We start from the raw sequence: 18,677 nt of genomic DNA, 5'->3' as shown, positions 1-18,677 counted from the left end.
GCCCGGCCGTCGGGGTTCGGTCGCCTTCAGGCTTTCGCCCGTCGTCGGCCGCGCCGCCACCGGAACCGGGCGCCCTACGGCGCGGGCACCGCGAGGGTGCGCCCGGTGGCGGAGACGGTGGCGCCCCCGTGCAGTCCCCGGTGGCCGAGATGCCGGAGGCGGCGGGGCCGCCGACCGCGACAGGGCATCCGCGGCCCGGCGGCGCTCACGGTGGCCGACCGGGAGGCCGGCGGCTCACGGCGCCCGCCCGGTCCGTGCCGGCCTACGGCGCCTCGGGCGCCCCGCCCAGCGTGCGTGCCGTCCGGACGAACACCTCGTGCAGGTCCCGCGCGGCCTGTGGCACCGATTCCGCCCGCCGCCGGTGCAGCATCAGCAGCACCCGGGTCGTGTCGCCGCTGATCGGCCGGTGGGTGAGGGCCCCGAGCCGTTCCAGGGGGTCGCCGACCACGCTGAAGTCGGGCAGGACCGTCGCCCCCAGCCCCTCGGCCACCATCAGCTTGCCCATCTCCGCCCCGTCGGTGGAGTAGGCGAAGGAGGGACCGCGGCCGTCCAGCAGCCGGTGGACGTAGCGGTGCATGACATAACCCGACCGCATCCCGATCAGCGGTACGTCGAGCAGGTCGTCCGCCGAGACCGACGGCGCCGAGGCCAGCGGGCTGTCGGGGCGCACGCACACCACCGGCCGGCCGCGCAGCAGCTCGGTGGAGTCGAACTCGGCGGGCACGTCGTCGCCCTCGAGGTGGTTGACCAGGCCCAGGTCGAACCCGCCCTCCAGCAAGCCCCGGTGGATGTCGGTCTGCTGGGCGCCCACCACCTCCACCTGGGTCACGGGGTGCGCCGCCCGGAACTCCCGGACCACCGGGATGAGCAGCGGCACGGTCGCCGCGTTCACCGTGCCGACCCGCACCATCCGGCTGATCCGGTGTTGTTCACCCGCCGCCGAGCGCAGCCGGTCCACCGCGTCCAGCACCCCGATGATGTGCGGCAGGAGTTCCCGGCCCGACGCGCTCATGGTGGCGCCGGACCGCTTGCGTTCCAGGAGATCCACTCCGAGTTCCCGCTCGAGATTGCGCACGGTCTCACTCAACGCGGGTTGGGAAAGGCGTAGTTCCTCGGCGGCCCGGCGCAGGGAACCGAGCCGGGTGACCGCCGCGATGTATTCCAGCTGTTCCGTTCGCACGACGAAACAATGCGGGTCCGCGGAAAGCCTGTTCAAGGGTTTCCCTGTCACACCTTCGTGAAATTCAATGGTCCGCGATACGAGACCGGTCGGGTTTGCCTTGACTGCCGTCGTCGGCGGCTGCCACGATCGGGGACATGAAGATGCGACCGGACCTCACGCGGCGACGCCACGTCGACCTCGCGCGCGTCTCCAGCGCCTCCTGTTGCGCCGCGGCCTGATCACTTCCCCGCGATCCGCCGTGCTTTTCCTTTTCTCCGGCTGAATTCATCGCGCCCGCATCCCGTCGGCGTTCTCATACCCGTGGCGCCCGCGCGCCGAGTGAATTCGGCATGCCCGGGAACAGGCGCCGGGGACACGGCCACCGCCGGGGGCACGAACTGCTTCCGGCGCATGGTCCGCGCCCCTGCACGCCACGACCCCGTCGCCCGCAGGCGCCGCGAGGTCGGCTGCCGGGTCCTCGAGGGCGAACTGCCCGAATCCTCTGGTACTCCTGACCGCTCCCACCGGGTCGCCCTGCCGTGCGGGGTGGCCCGGGTTCCTTCGAAAGAGGACCCATGGCCACCGTCCTGTCCGTCTCCGGCAGCCCTTCCGCCTCCTCCCGCACCGGCCGTCTGCTGCGCCACCTCGACCAGCGGCTCGCCGCCCAGGGGCACGAGGTGATCCCCCTCGACGTCCGTACCATCCCGGCCGAGGCCCTGCTCGGCGCGGACTTCCGCCACCCGGCGATCGTCGAGGCGGCCGAACTGGTCGCCCGCGCGGACGGCGTCGTCGTGGCCACCCCGGTCTACAAGGCGTCCTACTCCGGAGTCCTCAAGGCGCTTCTCGACCTGCTCCCGCAGTACGCGCTCACCGGCAAGACCGTCCTGCCCCTGGCCACCGGCGGCTCCACCGCCCATGTCCTGGCCATCGACTACGCGTTGCGCCCCGTGCTCAACTCCATGGGCGCGGCCCACATCGTGCAGGGCTGGTTCACCCTCGACAAGGACATCACCGCGCACGAGGACGGCTCCCTCAGCATCGCTCCGGCGGCCACCGAGGCGCTGACCCAGGTCGTCGACCAGTTCTCTGCCGCGCTCGGGCGGACACCGCTTCTGGCCGCGGCGAGCTGAGTGCACGATGTCCGCCCATGTCATCGCCGACGACGCCGAGGCACTGGCCGTCGCCGCCTCGCTGGCCGCGGAGTTCCGTCCGGGAGCCTGCGCACGCGACCTCGAACGCCGCCTGCCGAGAGCCGAGGTGGACCGGCTGTCCGCCTCCGGGCTGCTCGCCGTCACCGTCCCCGCCGACCACGGCGGGGCGGACGTCAGCACCCGCACGCTCGCGGAGATCTTCCGCCTGCTGGGCGCCGCCGACGGCAGCCTCGCCCAGATCCCACAGAGCCATTTCGTGTACGTCAACGTGATCCGGCGTCAGGGCACGGCGGAGCAGCGCACGTTCTTCTTCGCCGAACTGCTCGCCGGCCGGCGCTTCGGCAACGCCCAGTCGGAGGCCGGCACCCGGCACGTCCAGGACATCCGCACCCGACTGGAGCCCCGGCCGGACGGCTCCTACGTCCTGACCGGCGTCAAGCACTACTCCACCGGCGCCCTCTTCGCCGACTGGATCCCGGTACTGGCCCGCGCCGAGGACGACAGGCTGCACGTCGCCTACGTGCCGTCCGACGCGCCCGGGCTCACCGTGATCGACGACTGGGACGGGTTCGGCCAGCGCACGACGGCCAGCGGCACCGTCCGGCTCGACGGCGTCCCGGTGTCCGCGGACCGTGTCCTGCCGCACCACCTCACCTTCGAGGGTCCCCAACTGCACGGCGCGGTGGCCCAGTTGCTGCACGCCGCCATCGACGCGGGGATCGCCGCGGGCGCGCTCGCCGAAGCGGCGGAGTTCGTACGGACGAAGAGCAGGCCGTGGTTCGAGAGCGGCGTCGAGACGGCCGGCGAGGATCCGCTGCTGATCCAGCGGTTCGGCGAACTCGCCCTTCAGGTCAGGGCGTCGGAGGCACTGCTGCGCGAAGCCGCCCACTCGGTCGACGCGGCGCACGCCGACCTCACCGACGACACGGCCGCCGAGGCGTCGCTCGCGGTCGCCGCGGCGAAGGTGCAGGCGGCGCGGACGGCGGTGGAGGTGTCGAGCGCACTGTTCGAGGTCTCCGGCACCCGCTCCTCCCTCAACTCCCTGAATCTGCACCGCTACTGGCGCGACGCACGCACGCACACCCTGCACGATCCGACCCGCTGGAAGATCCAGCACATCGGACGGTTCGTACTGAACGGCACCCGGCCGCCGCGCCACGGGCTGCTCTAGCGCCACGCCCGCGCAACGCCATGGCCGGCCCAGGACCGGCAACGGCCGCCTCGTACCGCCAGACGGACATTCCCGAACGGAGACCCGCGTGTCCCTCACCTTCCACTGGTTCCTCCCCACCAACGGCGACAGCCGTCATGTCGTCGGGGGCGGTCACGGCACCCCCGCCACCGTCTCCGGAAGGGACCGGCCGCCGACCGTCGCCTATCTGAGCCAGATCGCCCGCGCCGCGGAGGACCTCGGATTCGTGGGCGCGCTGACCCCGACCGGGGCCTGGTGCGAGGACGCGTGGCTGACGACGGCCATGGTCAGCCAGCACACGGAGCGGCTCAAGTTCCTGGTCGCCTTCCGGCCGGGCTTCGTCTCGCCGACGCTCGCCGCGCAGATGGCGTCCACGTTCCAGCGGCAGACCGGTGGACGGCTCCTGCTCAACGTCGTCACCGGCGGCGAGAGCCACGAGCAGCGGGCCTACGGCGACTTCCTGGACAAGGACGACCGTTATCGCCGCACGGGTGAGTTCCTCCAGATCGTCAGGGAGTTGTGGGAGGGCGGGACCGTCGACCTGAAGGGCGAACACCTCCAGGTCGAGGACGCCAAGCTGGCCCGGGTGCCGGAGCCGGTGCCCGAGGTGTACTTCGGCGGGTCCTCGCCGATCGCCGGTGAGGTCGCCGCGAAGTACGTCGACGTCTACCTCACCTGGGGCGAGCCGCCGGCCCAGGTCGCCGAGAAGATCGCCTGGGTGCGGGGGCTCGCGGCGAGGGAAGGGCGGACGCTGCGCTTCGGCATCCGGCTGCACGTCATCACCCGCGACACGGCGGAAGAGGCGTGGGCGGAGGCGGACCGGCTGCTCGCCGGGTTCGACGCGGAGACCGTGAAGTCCGTCCAGGCCGGGCTGGCGCGCAGCGAGTCCGAGGGCCAGCAGCGGATGCTCGCCCTGCACGGCGGCGGCAACCGCGACGGGCTGCAGATCCACCCCAACCTGTGGGCCGGGATCGGCCTGGTGCGCGGGGGCGCGGGGACCGCGCTGGTGGGCAGCCACGAGGAGGTCGCCGCGCTGATCAAGGAGTACGCGGCGCTGGGCATCGAGGAGTTCGTGCTCTCCGGGTATCCGCACCTGGAGGAGGCGTACTGGTTCGGCGAGGGCGTGCTGCCCCGGCTGGCGACGGAGGGGCTCTGGCGGCATCCCTTCCGCACCGGGGCCGCTCCCTCGACGCAGGTGCCGTTCGCCGGCTGAAGCATGCGTTTCGTCCGTGGCGGGCCTCGCCCCCCCGCGGCGGGCGGGACCCCAGTGCCGGTGACGTGGACCAGATGCACGCGTATGCCCCGGCACGGAGACACGAGGCGCCGGGGAGCATCCTTCCCGGCGCCCTCGCCCCGGCGCAGGGCATCCTCACCGGCGGGCCGGTGAACCGGATCGCGGGCGTGCTCCGCCTGCCGGTGAGCCCGCCTGCCGGTGAGCCCGCCTGCCGGTCAGCCCGTCAGGGCGTCGAGGTGAGCCGTCCGTGACTCCCGCGTCTGGGCCTGGACCATGAGGAACAGGGCTTCCCGCGCCAGGCGCTGGGCCCTGTTCGTCAGCAGCATGGAGCGGCCGCCGCCGGCGACCACCGCTGCCGTGGTAGCGGTCCGCATCACCTCGTGGGCCTGTGTCCGCAGGGCCAGGCGGTCCGCCAGGTGCTCATGGGGCGCCGGACCGTCGGCGAGGGCGTAGGCCTGGGTGCGGACCGTCGTGAGACGGGTGCGCAGCGGGCCCGCCGTGTCCTCGTCCAGCAGGGCCAGGGCCGCCTCCGCGAGACCGAAGACCGCCGGGTTGGCGTTCACCGTCCTGAGGCGGTCCGCGGCCGACCAGCGTTCGTGCGGCATGCGCAGCGCGACCGCGTCCTCCGGGAGCCACAGGCCGTCCAGTTCCAGGGAGACCGTGCGGGCCGCGGTGAGGGCGGCGAGACGCAGGGGGGCCGAGGAGCGCAGACCCGGCTGCTCCCGGGCCTCGGTGAAGGCGAACAGCACCTCGCCGCCGTCGGTGACCCCGGCGAGCAGCAGCACATCGTTCAGGCCCCACCCCGTGTACCAGGGGACCGTCCCGTCGAAGCGCCAGCCGGACTGCTCCCGGGTGACCCGGACGGGGACGCGCGGATACGCCCGCAGATGCGCGTACGCGACGCCCGACAGCAATGCACCGCTCGCCAGCGGGCCCAGCAGGCGCTCGCGCACCGGGCCCTCGTTCCTGGCCAGCGTCAGCACCGGGGTGTGGTGCTGCGCCTGCACGAACCAGGTCGAGCAGCACGCCCCGGCCAGGATCTCCGTCGTCTCGCGCATCACCGCACCGGGTGCCGCGGCCCCGCCGTACTCCTGCGGCGCGTTCAGCCCGAGCAGGCCCGAGCGCCGGATCTCCGCGAGGTGGCTCCTGGGCACCTCGCCCTGGTCCACCTGTTCGGCGTGCGGAGCGAGGAGGTCGTCCGCGAGGCGGCGGGCGCGGGTGACGAGGGGATGCGGTGCGGTCATGGGCGGGATTCTTCCCGTTCGGCGGCGCGGGGTGTCGATCCGGGGCACCGTCGTTCGTGTAGGAGGTGACAGAACGGCCCGACCGCATGGAGGACGTCATGAAGTACTACCTGCTCAGCGTGATCACGCCCAGCGAGGGCGAGCCCCCGTCGGCCGAGGGCATGGCGGAGATCGGCCGCAACCTCGAGACCTTCCACCACGAGCTGCGCGAGGCCGACGCCTGGGTGTTCGCCGGGGGGCTGCACGGGCCCGAGACGGCCACCGTGCTGCGGCCGGACGGCGGCGACGTGCTCGTCACCGACGGGCCGTACGCCGAGGGCAAGGAGTACCTCGGCGGGATCTGCCTGATCAAGGCGCCGGACCTGGACGCGGCCCTGCACTGGGGCCGACGGGCGACCTGGGCCACCACCCTCCCCATCGAGGTGCGCCCCTTCATGGGCGAGGCCTGATGCCCCTCGATGTCGAAGCCGTGTTCCGCGCGGAGTACGGCCGGGCCGTCGCCGTCCTGGTCCGCCTCCTCGGTGACATCGACCTCGCCGAGGAAGCGGTCCAGGACGCCTTCACCACGGCCGTCGGGCGCTGGCCGCGGACCGGTGTGCCGCCGAGCCCGGCCGGCTGGATCATCACCACCGCCCGCAACCGGGCCGTCGACCGGCTGCGCCGGGAGTCCACCAGGGACGCCCGGCACGCCGAGGCCGTCCGGCTGTACGCCGCCGAGCCGCCCGTGGAGGAGGGACCCGTGCGCGACGACCGGCTCCGACTGATCTTCACCTGCTGCCACCCCGCGCTGGCGCCGCAGGCGCAGGTCGCCCTCACGCTGCGGCTCCTCGGCGGACTCAGCACCGCTCGGCTCGCCCGCGCCTTCCTCGTCCCCGAGCCGACCATGGCCCAGCGGCTGGTCCGCGCCAAGGCGAAGATCCGGGACGCGCGCATCCCGTACCGCGTGCCACGCGACGCCGACCTGCCCGACCGGCTCGAGGGCGTGCTCGCCGTCGTCTACCTGATCTTCAACGAGGGGTACGGGGGCGACCCGGGCCTGTGCGCCGAGGCCCTGCGACTCGGCCGGCTCCTGGCCGAGCTGATGCCGGACGAGCCCGAGGTCACCGGACTGCTGGCGCTGATGCTGCTCGTCCACTCCCGGCGCAGCGCGCGGGAGGGGCGCCGACGGCACACTCGTACCGCTGCCCGAGCAGGACCGCGGACGCTGGGACCGGGACCTGGTGACCGAGGGGCAGTCGCTGGTCCGTGGTTGTCTGCGCCGCGACCGGCCCGGCCCGTACCAGATCCAGGCCGCGATCCAGGCCGTCCACAGCGACGCGCCGACCGCCGCCGACACCGACTGGCGGCAGATCCTGCGCCTGTACGACCAGCTCATGGAGTGCGCCCCGAGCCCGGTCGTCGCGCTGAACCGGGCCGTCGCCGTGGCGGAGACGGAAGGCCCGGGCCGGGCGCTCGGCCTCGTCGACGCGCTGGACCTCCACGGCTACCACGTCTGGCACGCGGTCCGTGCCGACCTGCTGCGCCGCCTCGACCGGCGCACCGAGGCCGCGGGAGCCTACGAGGCGGCCCTCGCGCTGAGCGAGAACCCGGCGGAACGAGCCTTCCTCGACAGGCGCAGGCGCGCACTAGCCGGGGACGTCGCCGGGTAGTCGCCGTTCCCGGGAATGTATTTTGGCGCCTGAAAGGTTGGCATATACATCGAGCTGTCGGCCCGCCCCGGGAACGCACCGGACGAACCGATCGCTCGCACCCGGCACGAGCAGCCGACCGCTCGCCCCGAGACCGAGACCACAGGGCCGCAAGGCCCCCGCACCCCAGCGAGGCACCGTGACCACCGCCGCCACCCCCGAGCAGCCCGCCGACGTCGTGGCCCGGCTGCGCGCCACGTTCCGCACCGGCCGCACCAAGCCCGTCGGACGGCGCACGGAGCAGCTGCGCCGCCTGCGCGAGCTGCTCACGGAGCGGGGCGCCGACCTGGCCGACGCTCTCCATGCCGACCTGGGCAAGAGTTCGGCCGAGGCGTACCGCACCGAGATCGACTTCACGGTCCGGGAGATCGACCACACCCTCGATCACCTGGACGAGTGGCTGCGCCCCGAGTCCGCCCCGGTCCCGGCCCATCTCGGAGCCGACGCCACGGCGTGGACGCAGTACGACCCGCTCGGTGTGGTCCTCGTCATCGCCCCCTGGAACTACCCCGCGCAGCTCCTGCTCGCCCCGCTGGTCGGCGCCCTCGCCGCCGGCAACGCGGTGGTCGTCAAGCCCAGCGAGCTCGCGCCCGCGACCTCCGCCGCGCTGGCCCGCCTGCTGCCGGAGTACCTCGACACCGACGCGGTCGCCGTCGTCGAGGGCGGGATCCCGGAGACCACCGCCCTGCTGGCCGAGCGCTTCGACCACATCTTCTACACCGGCAACGGCGCCGTCGGACGCGTCGTCCTGCGTGCCGCCGCCGAGCACCTCACCCCCGTCACGCTCGAACTCGGCGGCAAGTCCCCGGCGTTCGTCGACCGCGACGCCGATCTCTCCGTCGTCGCCGACCGGCTGGCCCGCGGCAAGTTCCTCAACGCCGGCCAGACCTGCGTCGCCCCCGACTACGTCCTCACCGACCCGGAGACGGCCGCCGCCCTCGAACCCCTGCTGGCCCGCGCGGTCGAGACGCTCTACGGGACCGACCCGCAGGCCTCCGCCGCCTACGGCCGCATCATCAACGAACGCCACTTCGACCGGCTCGTGGCGCTGCTCGACTCGGGGCGGATCGTGGTCGGCGGCGGCAACGACCGTACGGACAAGTACCTCGCACCCACCGTCCTCGCCGACGTCGACCCGCGGTCGCCCGTGATGCAGGAGGAGATCTTCGGTCCGGTCCTGCCGATCGTCACCGTCGACGGCGTGGACGAGGCGATCGGCTTCATCAACGACCGCGACAAGCCGCTCGCCCTGTACGTCTTCTCCGAGTCCGGTGACACCCGGGCCCGCATCGCCGCCGAAACCTCCTCCGGGGGTCTCGGCCACGGACTGCCGCTCGCCCATCTCACCGTCTCCGACCTGCCGTTCGGCGGGGTGGGCGGGAGCGGCATGGGCAACTACCACGGCCGCTACTCCCTCGAGACGTTCAGTCACCGCAAGGCGGTACTGGAGAAGCCGCTGCGCTGAGCGACGCGAGGCGCGGGGGGCGGCAGCGGCCACGGGCGGGCGAAAACGGACGTGATCGAGCGGAAGTAGCCCACCAAGCGGCCTTCAGGGGACGGGTGTTAGCCCGGAATGGCACGGTCCGTAGTCCGAAACGGCCAATTCCGTCGGACTTTCGAATCCGGAGTGCACGAATCGGCACCGCCGGACGCCGTGGAGGCAGAAGGTGTGACCGATGCCTTCCGGGGTCCCTGAGCCCCGCACAGCCAGCGGAAGGACCGAAGGGTCCGTGAACGACCAGTTCGAACAGCTCGCCCGCGACGTGGCGTTGTCCGTGCTAGCCCTGCGGGTCTTCGGGCCCGGCGTCCTCACCCTCGCGCGCCGGTCCGTCGCCGCACTCGTGCGGGTGGGCGTCCGGGAGATGGACCACCGGCTCCCGGGAGGCGATCGGTGACCCAGGAGGAGCTGCGACCCGCGGGCAACCCGCGGGCGCCGGAGAAACTGCCCCTGGACTTCAGCGCCTTCCACCAGATGCACCGGCCGCGCTACGTCCGCGAGGCCGAGCGCTGTCTGCGCTGCCGCGCGGACGCCGAGGAGGCCGTGGACGAGGCGTTCGTCCAACTCGCCCGGCAGTGGCCCCGGATACTGAGCGCCGAGAACCCCGCCGCCTACGCCTGGCGGGTGATGAAGAACCGCGTCGTCGACCACGCCCGGGCCCGTGGCCGGCGGGCCACGCTGATGGACACGGCCGTCTTCGAGACGGTCACCCTCCAGGGCGCCGAGGACGCCTTCGAGGTGATCGAGCAGAACCTGCGGCTGTTCCGGGCGATCTCCGCCCTCCCCGAGCGTCAGCGGGACGTCATCCGGCTGCGCTACTGCGAGGGTTACAGCACCGCCGAGGTGGCGTTCCAGCTGGGGATCACCGAGGCCGGGGTGCGCTCCACCGAACGCTATGCCAAACGCCGGCTGCGGGAGATCTACACATCGTGCGCCGAGGAGGAGGCGGAGCGGTCATGACCTTCGACACCGTGAGCGACATCGACACACTGCTGGCCGGGGCGCGCCTCGTGCCCACGGCCCCCTGCACCCGCTCGGACATCGAGGCCGCCGAGGCCCGGATCGCCGCCCGGGTCGCGGCGGGCGGCCCCGACGAGCCCGCGGCGCGGGTGTGCCCGCAGCGCGCCGCGGCGGCTCGCAGGCCCCCGCGGGTGCACCCCGCGGCCCGGGACCTCAGGGCGCTCTGCGAGGCGCTGCTGACCCGTACCGGGGCGCTCGAGGGTCTGGGCAACTTCCTCGGCAGCTCCCTGCCCGAGCCCTCCGGCGCACGGATCCTCGGCAGCCTCCTGTACCTGGCCGACTGCGAGGACAGCGCCCGCTTCTGGTGGCAGTACGGCGCCGGAGCCTCGGACACCGTCTCCTCGTACTGCCTCTACCTCCACCACCGCTCGCTGGGGGAGGACGAGGAGGCCGACTGGTGGCTGCGCCACACGGAGATCACCCCCGCCACACTGAGCCGGGAGGCCACCGAACTGGAGATCGCCACGGCGCTGCACGTGCTCAGCGGTCTGCGGCGCGGCGGGAGAGGACTGCCCAGGGCGTTGCGGGCGCTGGTGGAGTACGTGCCGGCCGTGGTCGGCTTCGTCGACGACGATCTCGAACTCCCGCTCCCCGACGGCGATCTGGCCGAGATCGTGGAGGAGGTCGTCGCCCATGGCACCCCGGCCGCCGAAGGCCGCCGGGGTGCCAGGTCCGGCGCGCTGCCGGAACGCCGGGAGCCGGCCGTGCACACCGTGTCCTCGGCCACCCCGCGTACGGCCCGGCACTGGAGCCGCGACGTCCAGGAGGCACTGCGCAAGTGCGAGGAGACGGTCGCCTGTTGAGGGCCGGCGTCTCCCGGCCGAGCCCAGGCGCCGCGCGTGCGAGACTGCCCTGATGACCTCCGGAACGATCACCGCGGACGCCGCGGGAACCTGGGACATCGGCGACCTGACGGTCGGCCGCATCGGCTTCGGCGCGATGCGGCTGACCGGCAGCGCGGCCTTCCACCTCGGCACGCCGAGCGACCGCGGCCGTTCGATCGCCGTCCTGCGCAGGGCGATCGAACTCGGCGTCAACCACATCGACACCGCCGCCTTCTACTTCTCCGCCCTCCGCTCCGCCAACGAGCTGATCAACAGCGCGCTCTCCCCGTACCCGGACGACCTGCTCATCGCCACCAAGGTCGGCCCCTTCCGCGACTGGTCGGGGGAGTGGGGCGTCTCGGCCCGTCCTGAGGACCTGCGCGGCCACGTGGAGGAGAACCTGCGCCAGCTCGGCCGCGACCACCTCGACCTGGTGTACCTGCGCCGGATGCGCCAGGAGTCGATCGCCGAGCACTTCGGCGCCCTCGCCGAACTGCGCACCGCCGGACTCGTCCGTCACCTCGGCATCTCCGACGTCGAACCCCGCCATCTCGCCGAGGCGCAGGCCATCGCCCCCGTCGTCAGCGTGCAGAACCGCTACGGCCTCGGCCACCGAGCCCCGCGGACCGAGGAACTCCTGCGCGTCTGCGGCGAACAGGGCGTCGCCTTCGTGCCGTTCTTCGCCATCGCGGGCGACGGCGGAGCCCAGGGCGCCTCCACCGCCCACGACGAGGCGGTCTTCGCCGTCGCCCGCGACCACGGCACGTCCCCCGCCGCGGTCCGCCTCGCCTGGACCCTCGCCCGGGGGCCGCACGTGCTGGCCATCCCGGGCACCGGAGACCCCGGCCATCTCGCGGAGAACGTGGCCGCGGGCGCGCTGCGCCTCACGGCCGGGGAACTGGAAGACCTGAACGCCGCCCACCGCGGCGCCGGTGGAACACCGGAGAACTGATCTGGCGACGGGCCGACTGGTTCGACGGGTCGGCCGGATGCGATAGGTCGGCTGGGTTCGACGGGTCGGCTGGGGTTGTGGGGTCGGCCTGGGTTCGACGGGTCGGCTGGGGTTGTGGGGTCGGCCTGGGTTCGACGGGTCGGCTGGGGTTGTGGGGTCGGCCGGGTTCGACGGGTCCGCTGGGGTCTGGAGTCGGCTGGGTTCGACAGTTCGCCTGGGGTTGTGAGGTCGGCCGGGTTCCACGGGTCGGCTGGGGTTCGGGAGTCCGCTGGGTTCGACGGTTCGCCTGGGGTTGCGGGGGTCGGCTGGGTTACACGGTTCGGTCGGATTCGACGGGCCGGGCGGGTTTGACGGTGCGGCCGGAGTCAATGGCTCAGGTGGTCCGGGTGGTCCGGGTGGTCCGGGTGGTCCGGGTGGTCCGGGTGGTCCGGGTGGTCCGGGTGGTCCGGGTGGTCCGGCGGGCCCGGCGCGTCGCCGCACGCAGACAGAGGGCCCGGCGTCGCCGCCTGGCCGGGCTCCCGTAAACGGCGTCCGGCGGCGGGATCCGGGCGGCGTCGTCTACCCGACCCACACCCCGTCCCGCATGAGATGCCGTCCAGGCAGCTCGTGCTCCTCGCGCCACGCCTGCACCGCGACCGGCCGCACCCGGAAGTAGGCGTACGACGCGCTGTCCCGGCCCGGATCCCAGCCCGTCTTCGCCAGGAACGCCGAGGCGGCCTCCCGCGGTACCTCCTCCCGCGTGTACGTCTCGACCTCGCCGTCGACGAGAACCACGTCCCGCGTGTCCCCGAAGGCCAGGCGGGCCCGGCCGCCGTCCCGGAGGTTGCGGCCGGTGGGGTTGGTGAGGCGGGTGGACAGCCACAGGTGCTCGCCGTCCCAGACGAACCACAGCGCGACGAGGCAGGGCAGCGCCTCCCGGTCCGCCGTGGCGACCCAGATGTCGACTTCGCGTTCGAGCCGGTCCAGCAGCTCCCGCTTGCGCCGCTCGGGGGTGCGGGGCGGCTCCGTGATCTTCATGCCCGGGACGGTAGCGACGGCGAGGCCTCTCCCGCCTCGGGCCACGGTCCCGACCCTGCCTCGGGCCCGCGACCTAGGCCTGCCACACCCCGCGACGCACGACGTGATCCGCCTGATGCCGACGGCAGGCCCCCTCTGGACGCCGCCGCGGAGGCGACTGGCGCGCGGAACGTTTTACGTATAACCTCTCCCGTCAATCGCCCCTCCCGGCAGCCTCCCGCACGCTCTCCGAAAGGCCACGATGAGTCGCATCGCCCTGGTCACACTTGTCGTCGACGACTACGACGAGGCGATCCGCTTCTACACCGAGGCGCTCGGATTCCGGCTCGTCGAGGACGAACCCCGCCCCGACGGCGCCCGCTGGGTCGTCGTGCGGCCGGGGGACCGCCAGGACGGCGTCGGGCTGCTGCTCGCCCGGGCCAGGGGCGACGCCCAGCGCGCCCGGATCGGCGACCAGACCGGCGGCCGCGTCGGGTTCTTCCTGCACACCGAGGACTTCGCCGGCGACCACGCCCGCATGCTCGCCGCCGGGGTGACCTTCCTGGAGGAGCCCCGCCACGAGGCCTACGGCTCCGTCGCCGTCTTCCAGGACCTGTACGGAAACCGCTGGGACCTGCTCCAGCCCGCCACCACCTGAGAACCACCCGAGGAACACACACTCATGACCGCGTCCCCCATCGACACCGACACCCTGCGCCGCCTCCCCAAGGCCGTTCTGCACGACCACCTCGACGGCGGCCTGCGCCCCGCCACCGTCGTCGAGCTCGCGGACGCGGTCGGCCACACCCTGCCCACCACCGACCCCGACGAACTCGCCGCCTGGTACTTCGAGGCCGCCAACTCGGGCGACCTCGTGCGCTACATAGCCACCTTCGAGCACACCCTCGCCGTCATGCAGACCCGCGAGGGACTCCTGCGCACCGCGGAGGAGTACGTGCTCGACCTGGCGGCCGACGGAGTCGTCTACGGCGAGGTCCGCTACGCCCCGGAGCTGAACGTCAACGGCGGGCTCACCCTCGCCGAGGTCGTGGAGACGGTCCAGGAGGGCCTCGCGGCCGGAATGGCGAAGGCGGCAGCGGCCGGGACGCCGGTCCGGGTCGGCACGCTGCTCTGCGGCATGCGGATGTTCGACCGCGTGCGCGAGGCCGCCGACCTCGCGGTCGCCTTCCGGGACGCCGGTGTCGTCGGCTTCGACATCGCCGGAGCCGAGGACGGCTTCCCGCCCGCCGACCACCTCGCCGCCTTCGAGCACCTGCGCCGCGAGAGCGTCCCCTTCACCATCCACGCCGGCGAGGCCCACGGCCTGCCCAGCATCCACCAGGCCCTCCAGGTCTGCGGCGCCCAGCGCATCGGGCACGGCGTGCGCATCACCGACGACATCGTGGACGGCAAGCTCGGCCGGCTCGCGGGCTGGGTGCGCGACCGCCGGGTGGCCCTGGAGATGTGCCCGACCTCCAACCTGCAGACCGGCGCGGCCCGCTCCATCGCCGAGCACCCGATCACCGCGCTGAAGGACCTCGGCTTCCGCGTCACCCTCAACACCGACAACCGGCTGGTCTCCGGCACGACGATGACCCGCGAGATGTCGCTGCTCGTCCAGGAGGCCGGCTGGACCGTCGAGGACCTGCGCACCGTCACGGTGAACGCCCTCAAGAGCGCGTTCCTGCCGTTCGACGAGCGCAAGGCCCTCATCGAGGACGTCGTCCTTCCGGGTTACGCCGCGCTCTGAAGCAGTCCGCGGACATAGGCGGCCTGTCCGACGTGCTGGAGGTCGTCGGACAGCACGCTGACCAGCCGTACGCCCAGGGTGACGGGCGGATCCCAGCGCTCGTCCACGACGCGCTCCAGGTCGGTCGCCGTCAGCGCGCGCAGGGCCTCCATGCTCTGCGCGTGCACCGCGTCGTAGTACCCGGTCAGCAGGCCGCCGTCGGAGACCCGCACCTTCGCGACCTGCGCGTCGCTGTGCCCGTACCCCGTGTCCTGGCGCGGCAGGTCGAGGCCGAACCGCTTCTCCCAGTCCTGGGCCGGCCACACCTGGTCGCGTCCGAAGGCGTCGGCGAGATGGTCGTCCTGGACGCGGGTGAGATGCCAGACGAGCCAGGAGATGGAGTTCGACCCGTCGGCGGGCCGGGCGTTCAGATCGTCGGGGTCCAGGCCCTTGACGGCGGCGTGGACCTCTTCCCGGATGCGTTGGTACCCGTCGATGAGGATGTCCTTGGCATGCATGCATCCACCATCGCGCAGTCCGCGTTCACCCGCTCCCCGTTTCCAGCAGGGCCATCAGCGCCCGGGCCGCCGGGCTGGTCGAGCGCGCGGGGGGCAGCAGCGCGACCGTCTCGTACACCGCCTCGCCGGTGCCCCTGAGGGGCAGCGCGGTGAGCGCCTCCCGCTTGTGCCGGAAGTGGCGCGGTACGACGGCCACGCCGAGGTTCTCGTCCACCAGGTCCAGGAGACTGTGCACGTCGTTGACCTCCAGGGCGACCGTGCGCCGCACCCCCGCCTCGGCGAACGCGGCGTCGGTGGCGCGGCGCGGGCCCCAGTCGGGGTGGAAGTCGACGAACACCTCGCCCGCGACGTCCTCCGGCGTCAGCGCCGCCGACGCCCCGGCGAGCCGGTGGTCGGGATGGCACAGCACGTACATCGGCTCGGTGGCCAGCCGGGCGCAGCGGAGCTGGTCGCTGTCCGCCTGGGTCCGGTAGGCGAAGGCCAGGTCGAGCCGGCCGGCCGCGACCTCCTCGCCGAGCGCGCCCGAGCCGGTCTGCCGCAGCCGGATCTCCACATCCGGATGACGCCGCCGGAACGCCGCCAGCAGCCCCGCCACATGCACCCCGGCGATGCACTGCTCGGTGCCCACGGAGAGGGTGCCGCGCACCACGCCCTGCACGGCCGCCACCGCCTCGTGGGCCGCCCGCACCTGCGCCAGGATCCGCTCGGCCTCGGCCAGCAGCGCCCGGCCCGCCTCCGTCAGCGTGACCCGGCGGGTGGTGCGGACGAACAGCGGAGCGCGCAGTTCCCGCTCCAGAGCCCGGATCGACGCCGACAGGCCCGACTGGGAGACCATCAGGCGTTCGGCGGCCCGGGTGAAGTGCTGGTCCTCGGCGACCGCGACGAAGTGCTGGAGGTGGCGCAGTTCCATGATTGAGAAGCGTAGCCGCACAATTCCATCGGATTCTTCTGTTGGACCACTACCCGCAGGTCGCGCCAGAGTGGGTAGCGGTTCCTGAAACCGATCTTCTTGGAGTCGCGTTGTACACCGCACACCCCGACCGCTACGCCGACATGCCCTACCGGCGCACCGGACGCAGCGGCCTGAAGCTCCCCGCGCTGTCGCTCGGACTGTGGCACAACTTCGGCCCGGACCGCCCGGTCGAGACGCAGCGCGCCATCCTGCGCCGCGCCTTCGACCTCGGCATCACCCACTTCGACCTGGCCAACAACTACGGGCCGCCGCCCGGTGCCGCCGAGTCCGCGCTGGGTGAGGCGCTGAAGGCGGACTTCGCGCCGTACCGCGACGAGCTGGTCGTCTCCACCAAGGCCGGCTACCTGATGTGGCCGGGCCCGTACGGCGAATGGGGCTCGCGCAAGTACCTGCTGTCCTCGCTCGACCAGAGCCTGACCCGGATGGGCCTGGACTACGTCGACATCTTCTACTCGCACCGCCCCGACCCGGAGACTCCCCTCGAGGAGACGATGGGCGCCCTGCACACCGCCGTCCAGCAGGGCAAGGCGCTCTACGTCGGCGTCTCCAACTACTCGGCGGAGCAGACCCGCGAGGCCGCCCGCATCCTCGGTGAGCTGGGCACCCCGCTGCTGATCCACCAGCCGCGCTACTCGATGCTCGACCGCCGCCCCGAGAGCGAGGGCCTGCTCGACGCCCTGGACGAGCTCCAGGTCGGGTCGATCGTGTTCTCACCGCTGGAGCAGGGACTGCTGACCGGCCGCTATCTGAACGGCATCCCGGAGGACTCGCGGGCGGCGAGCGACAGCCCGTTCCTGAACTCCGAGGCGGTCACCGAGGAGCTCACCGGCAAGCTGCGCGCCCTCGACGACATCGCCAGGTCCCGCGGCCAGTCCCTCGCCCAGCTGGCGCTGGCCTGGGTGCTGCGCGGGGGGCGGGTGACCTCCGCGCTGGTGGGCGCGAGCAGCGCCCGGCAGATCGAGGACAGCGTCGGCGCCCTCGCCCACCTGGACTTCGACGCGGAGGAGCTGACCCGGATCGACGCGGTGATCAACGGCTGAGCCGTTCCTTCAGGCGTACGGTCGCCGAATCGCCCTCACGCTTTCCGAGCGCCTTGCGGAGTTCGGCATCGACGGAAGTTCGTGGGTGCCGTTCCCGGGGGCCGTGAACGAACTCCGGAACGCGTGCCCGTCGGCCGTTCCGCGGATCTTGGCCGGTCCGCGCGTACCGAGGAATTCGACGCACTCCGGCCGGACGGCATACGTCCGGCCGCCTTTTGCCGGACTCCCGCGCGATACGTCGGTGAATTCGGCGTTCATGGTTCCGGTTGTGCCTGTGACGTCCTCCGCTCGTGGTGATCTCCATGGGGCAGATCACCGCGAGCCGAGGAATTCGTCGCCGGGCGGCCTCAGGCTCCGGCGGGCACCCGGTCGAGGAATCCGAGGACGGCGGTGATCCGGTCCTGCCCGTCCACAGTGATGACGTCCGATCCGGCCACCGGCGCCGAACCGTCGGCCTCGCTCACCAGCTCCCAGGAGAATCGGGCCGTGTCGTGGTGCCCGTCCACGGCACCGGCGAGCCGGAAGGCGAAGCCCGGGAACCGGGCGTGTGCCGCCGCGATCACCGCCGCGATCTGCTCGTGACCCCGGACGTCGGCCAGCGGGTCGGTATAACGTCCGTCCGCGGCCCATGCGGCCGTAACAGCCTTGGCCAAAGCCTCGGGGTCACGTGCGTTCCAGGCCTCGAAGTAGCGGGCGACGGCATTCTCGTGACGGTCGGTGTGGGCGGACATCGTGAATCGGCCTCCAATGAGGTCATCGATACTGGTCAGGACCCGGATTTCGGTATTCGCCGATCCGGTGTGACCAGCTTCCCCGCACCCGCCGCCCGGGTCGATTACCTCGCGGGTAATGACGACGGACTCCGGTGCTCGCAGCATTTCGGCCATGAACGGCACGGAATATGCCAAGAGACTGGCCGGAAAGTCATGGTGACAGTGTTTCAGTAGTGAACATACTCGAAGGTCAGGGGCAGTTCACCCCACAGGAGCCGCACGGAAAGCGAGGCACGACCGGCCGGCGAGCACCGGGGGAGAGAAACGTGCACGACGAATTCCTGTGCCATGTCACCGCATACGGCGTCTGCGACGGCCGGCGGATCGGCGTACCGCTCGGCACCTATCGTGCCCCGACACTGGCGCTCGCCCTGTGGTGGCTGCGGGACCGCGCCTCCTGGATGGCCGAACGGCTGGATCCGCGGCCCGAGAGCGAGCACATCCCGCAGGGCGCCCTGGTCCCCGTCGCCGACAATGTGCCGGACGTACCCGAACTGCTGCGGGCCTGGTGTGCCGACACGGGCCGGCAGGAGCTGGTCGCCGACGAGTTGGCGGGTGGCCGGCTGGTGCGGATCGCGATCAGTGACGAGACCACCGAGTACGAGCTGCTCGCCGAATCCGTCGACGCGCTGCGGATGCAGCGGACCGTCCCGGCGCTCTTCCTGCCCGTCGGCTGAGCCCGG

20 protein-coding genes and 1 pseudogene are annotated in these 18,677 nt (G+C 72.5%); 15 read left to right on the top strand and 6 right to left on the bottom strand.

Annotation, left to right across the window (positions count from 1 at the left end; translation table 11 throughout):
* Positions 1-262: 262 nt before the first annotated feature.
* Complete coding sequence (locus QF030_RS06250; protein WP_307161640.1) at positions 263-1,180, bottom strand: LysR family transcriptional regulator; 918 nt, start codon at positions 1,178-1,180, stop codon at positions 263-265.
* A 137-nt stretch (positions 1,181-1,317) separates the two neighbouring features.
* On the opposite strand from QF030_RS06250, the gene QF030_RS40540 reads away from it, so the two are divergent.
* The 4 genes from QF030_RS40540 (at position 1,318) to QF030_RS06235 (ending at position 4,718) form a co-directional block, all read left to right on the top strand.
* On the top strand, positions 1,318-1,401 hold the full coding sequence (locus tag QF030_RS40540) for a putative leader peptide (protein ID WP_373428880.1): 84 nt from the start codon (positions 1,318-1,320) through the stop codon (positions 1,399-1,401).
* Positions 1,402-1,737: 336 nt separating this feature from the next.
* Entirely contained in the window at positions 1,738-2,292 is a 555-nt protein-coding gene (gene ssuE, locus QF030_RS06245; RefSeq protein ID WP_307161639.1) for an NADPH-dependent FMN reductase, read from the top strand.
* Between the two features lie 7 nt (positions 2,293-2,299).
* Positions 2,300-3,484, top strand: coding sequence for an SfnB family sulfur acquisition oxidoreductase (locus tag QF030_RS06240; protein WP_307161638.1), 1,185 nt, complete (start codon positions 2,300-2,302; stop codon positions 3,482-3,484).
* 88 nt (positions 3,485-3,572) lie between these two features.
* Complete coding sequence (locus QF030_RS06235; RefSeq protein WP_307161637.1) at positions 3,573-4,718, top strand: LLM class flavin-dependent oxidoreductase; 1,146 nt, start codon at positions 3,573-3,575, stop codon at positions 4,716-4,718.
* 236 nt (positions 4,719-4,954) lie between these two features.
* On the opposite strand, the gene QF030_RS06230 is transcribed toward QF030_RS06235, so the two are convergent.
* Positions 4,955-5,983, bottom strand: a complete 1,029-nt coding sequence (locus tag QF030_RS06230; RefSeq protein WP_307161636.1) for an acyl-CoA dehydrogenase family protein — start codon at positions 5,981-5,983, stop codon at positions 4,955-4,957.
* Between the two features lie 98 nt (positions 5,984-6,081).
* Here QF030_RS06230 and QF030_RS06225 point away from each other — a divergent pair, with 98 nt between their 5' ends.
* The 7 genes and pseudogenes from QF030_RS06225 to QF030_RS06195 all read left to right on the top strand — a co-directional run bounded on the left by QF030_RS06225 (position 6,082) and on the right by QF030_RS06195 (position 11,965).
* The gene (locus QF030_RS06225; RefSeq protein WP_307167487.1) at positions 6,082-6,432 is read left to right on the top strand and encodes a YciI family protein; all 351 of its coding nucleotides are present in this window, start codon (positions 6,082-6,084) and stop codon (positions 6,430-6,432) included.
* Positions 6,432-7,632: pseudogene (locus QF030_RS06220) on the top strand (RNA polymerase sigma factor). The gene QF030_RS06225 and the pseudogene QF030_RS06220 overlap by 1 nt, the downstream one beginning before the upstream one ends.
* Positions 7,633-7,810: 178 nt before the next feature.
* Entirely contained in the window at positions 7,811-9,136 is a 1,326-nt protein-coding gene (locus QF030_RS06215) for an aldehyde dehydrogenase family protein (protein WP_307161635.1), read from the top strand.
* Between the two features lie 265 nt (positions 9,137-9,401).
* On the top strand, positions 9,402-9,566 hold the full coding sequence (locus QF030_RS06210; RefSeq protein WP_159051450.1) for a hypothetical protein: 165 nt from the start codon (positions 9,402-9,404) through the stop codon (positions 9,564-9,566).
* Complete coding sequence (locus QF030_RS06205) at positions 9,563-10,129, top strand: sigma-70 family RNA polymerase sigma factor (RefSeq protein ID WP_307161634.1); 567 nt, start codon at positions 9,563-9,565, stop codon at positions 10,127-10,129. Before QF030_RS06210 ends, QF030_RS06205 begins: the two co-directional genes overlap by 4 nt.
* On the top strand, positions 10,126-10,992 hold the full coding sequence (locus QF030_RS06200; RefSeq protein ID WP_307161633.1) for a hypothetical protein: 867 nt from the start codon (positions 10,126-10,128) through the stop codon (positions 10,990-10,992). Before QF030_RS06205 ends, QF030_RS06200 begins: the two co-directional genes overlap by 4 nt.
* Before the next feature lie 52 nt (positions 10,993-11,044).
* The gene (locus QF030_RS06195; protein WP_307161632.1) at positions 11,045-11,965 is read left to right on the top strand and encodes an aldo/keto reductase; all 921 of its coding nucleotides are present in this window, start codon (positions 11,045-11,047) and stop codon (positions 11,963-11,965) included.
* A gap of 558 nt (positions 11,966-12,523) precedes the next feature.
* Here QF030_RS06195 and QF030_RS06190 read toward each other — a convergent pair.
* Positions 12,524-12,982, bottom strand: a complete 459-nt coding sequence (locus tag QF030_RS06190; protein WP_307161631.1) for a pyridoxamine 5'-phosphate oxidase family protein — start codon at positions 12,980-12,982, stop codon at positions 12,524-12,526.
* A gap of 241 nt (positions 12,983-13,223) precedes the next feature.
* Between QF030_RS06190 and QF030_RS06185 the strand changes: the two genes are divergently transcribed.
* On the top strand, positions 13,224-13,619 hold the full coding sequence (locus tag QF030_RS06185) for a VOC family protein (RefSeq protein ID WP_307161630.1): 396 nt from the start codon (positions 13,224-13,226) through the stop codon (positions 13,617-13,619).
* Between the two features lie 24 nt (positions 13,620-13,643).
* On the top strand, positions 13,644-14,711 hold the full coding sequence (locus tag QF030_RS06180; protein WP_307161629.1) for an adenosine deaminase: 1,068 nt from the start codon (positions 13,644-13,646) through the stop codon (positions 14,709-14,711).
* Here QF030_RS06180 and QF030_RS06175 read toward each other — a convergent pair.
* Complete coding sequence (locus tag QF030_RS06175; RefSeq protein ID WP_307161628.1) at positions 14,696-15,208, bottom strand: mycothiol transferase; 513 nt, start codon at positions 15,206-15,208, stop codon at positions 14,696-14,698. The two genes, QF030_RS06180 and QF030_RS06175, sit on opposite strands and share 16 nt — an antisense overlap.
* Positions 15,209-15,233: 25 nt before the next feature.
* Entirely contained in the window at positions 15,234-16,118 is an 885-nt protein-coding gene (locus QF030_RS06170) for a LysR substrate-binding domain-containing protein (RefSeq protein WP_307161627.1), read from the bottom strand.
* A 110-nt stretch (positions 16,119-16,228) separates the two neighbouring features.
* Between QF030_RS06170 and mgrA the strand changes: the two genes are divergently transcribed.
* The gene (mgrA, locus tag QF030_RS06165) at positions 16,229-17,221 is read left to right on the top strand and encodes an L-glyceraldehyde 3-phosphate reductase (RefSeq protein ID WP_307161626.1); all 993 of its coding nucleotides are present in this window, start codon (positions 16,229-16,231) and stop codon (positions 17,219-17,221) included.
* Positions 17,222-17,568: 347 nt separating this feature from the next.
* On the opposite strand, the gene QF030_RS06155 is transcribed toward mgrA, so the two are convergent.
* Positions 17,569-17,952: a nuclear transport factor 2 family protein gene (locus QF030_RS06155; protein ID WP_307167486.1), complete on the bottom strand. Its 384-nt coding sequence runs from the start codon at positions 17,950-17,952 to the stop codon at positions 17,569-17,571.
* Positions 17,953-18,260: 308 nt separating this feature from the next.
* Between QF030_RS06155 and QF030_RS06150 the strand changes: the two genes are divergently transcribed.
* Positions 18,261-18,671: a hypothetical protein gene (locus QF030_RS06150; protein WP_307161625.1), complete on the top strand. Its 411-nt coding sequence runs from the start codon at positions 18,261-18,263 to the stop codon at positions 18,669-18,671.
* The last annotated feature ends 6 nt before the right edge of the window (positions 18,672-18,677 follow it).

Source organism: Streptomyces rishiriensis, assembly GCF_030815485.1.
In the GTDB taxonomy this organism is placed as follows: domain Bacteria; phylum Actinomycetota; class Actinomycetes; order Streptomycetales; family Streptomycetaceae; genus Streptomyces; species Streptomyces rishiriensis_A.
The sequence above is the reverse complement of the archived record's forward strand: the minus strand, read 5'-3'. Positions and strand labels throughout refer to the sequence as shown.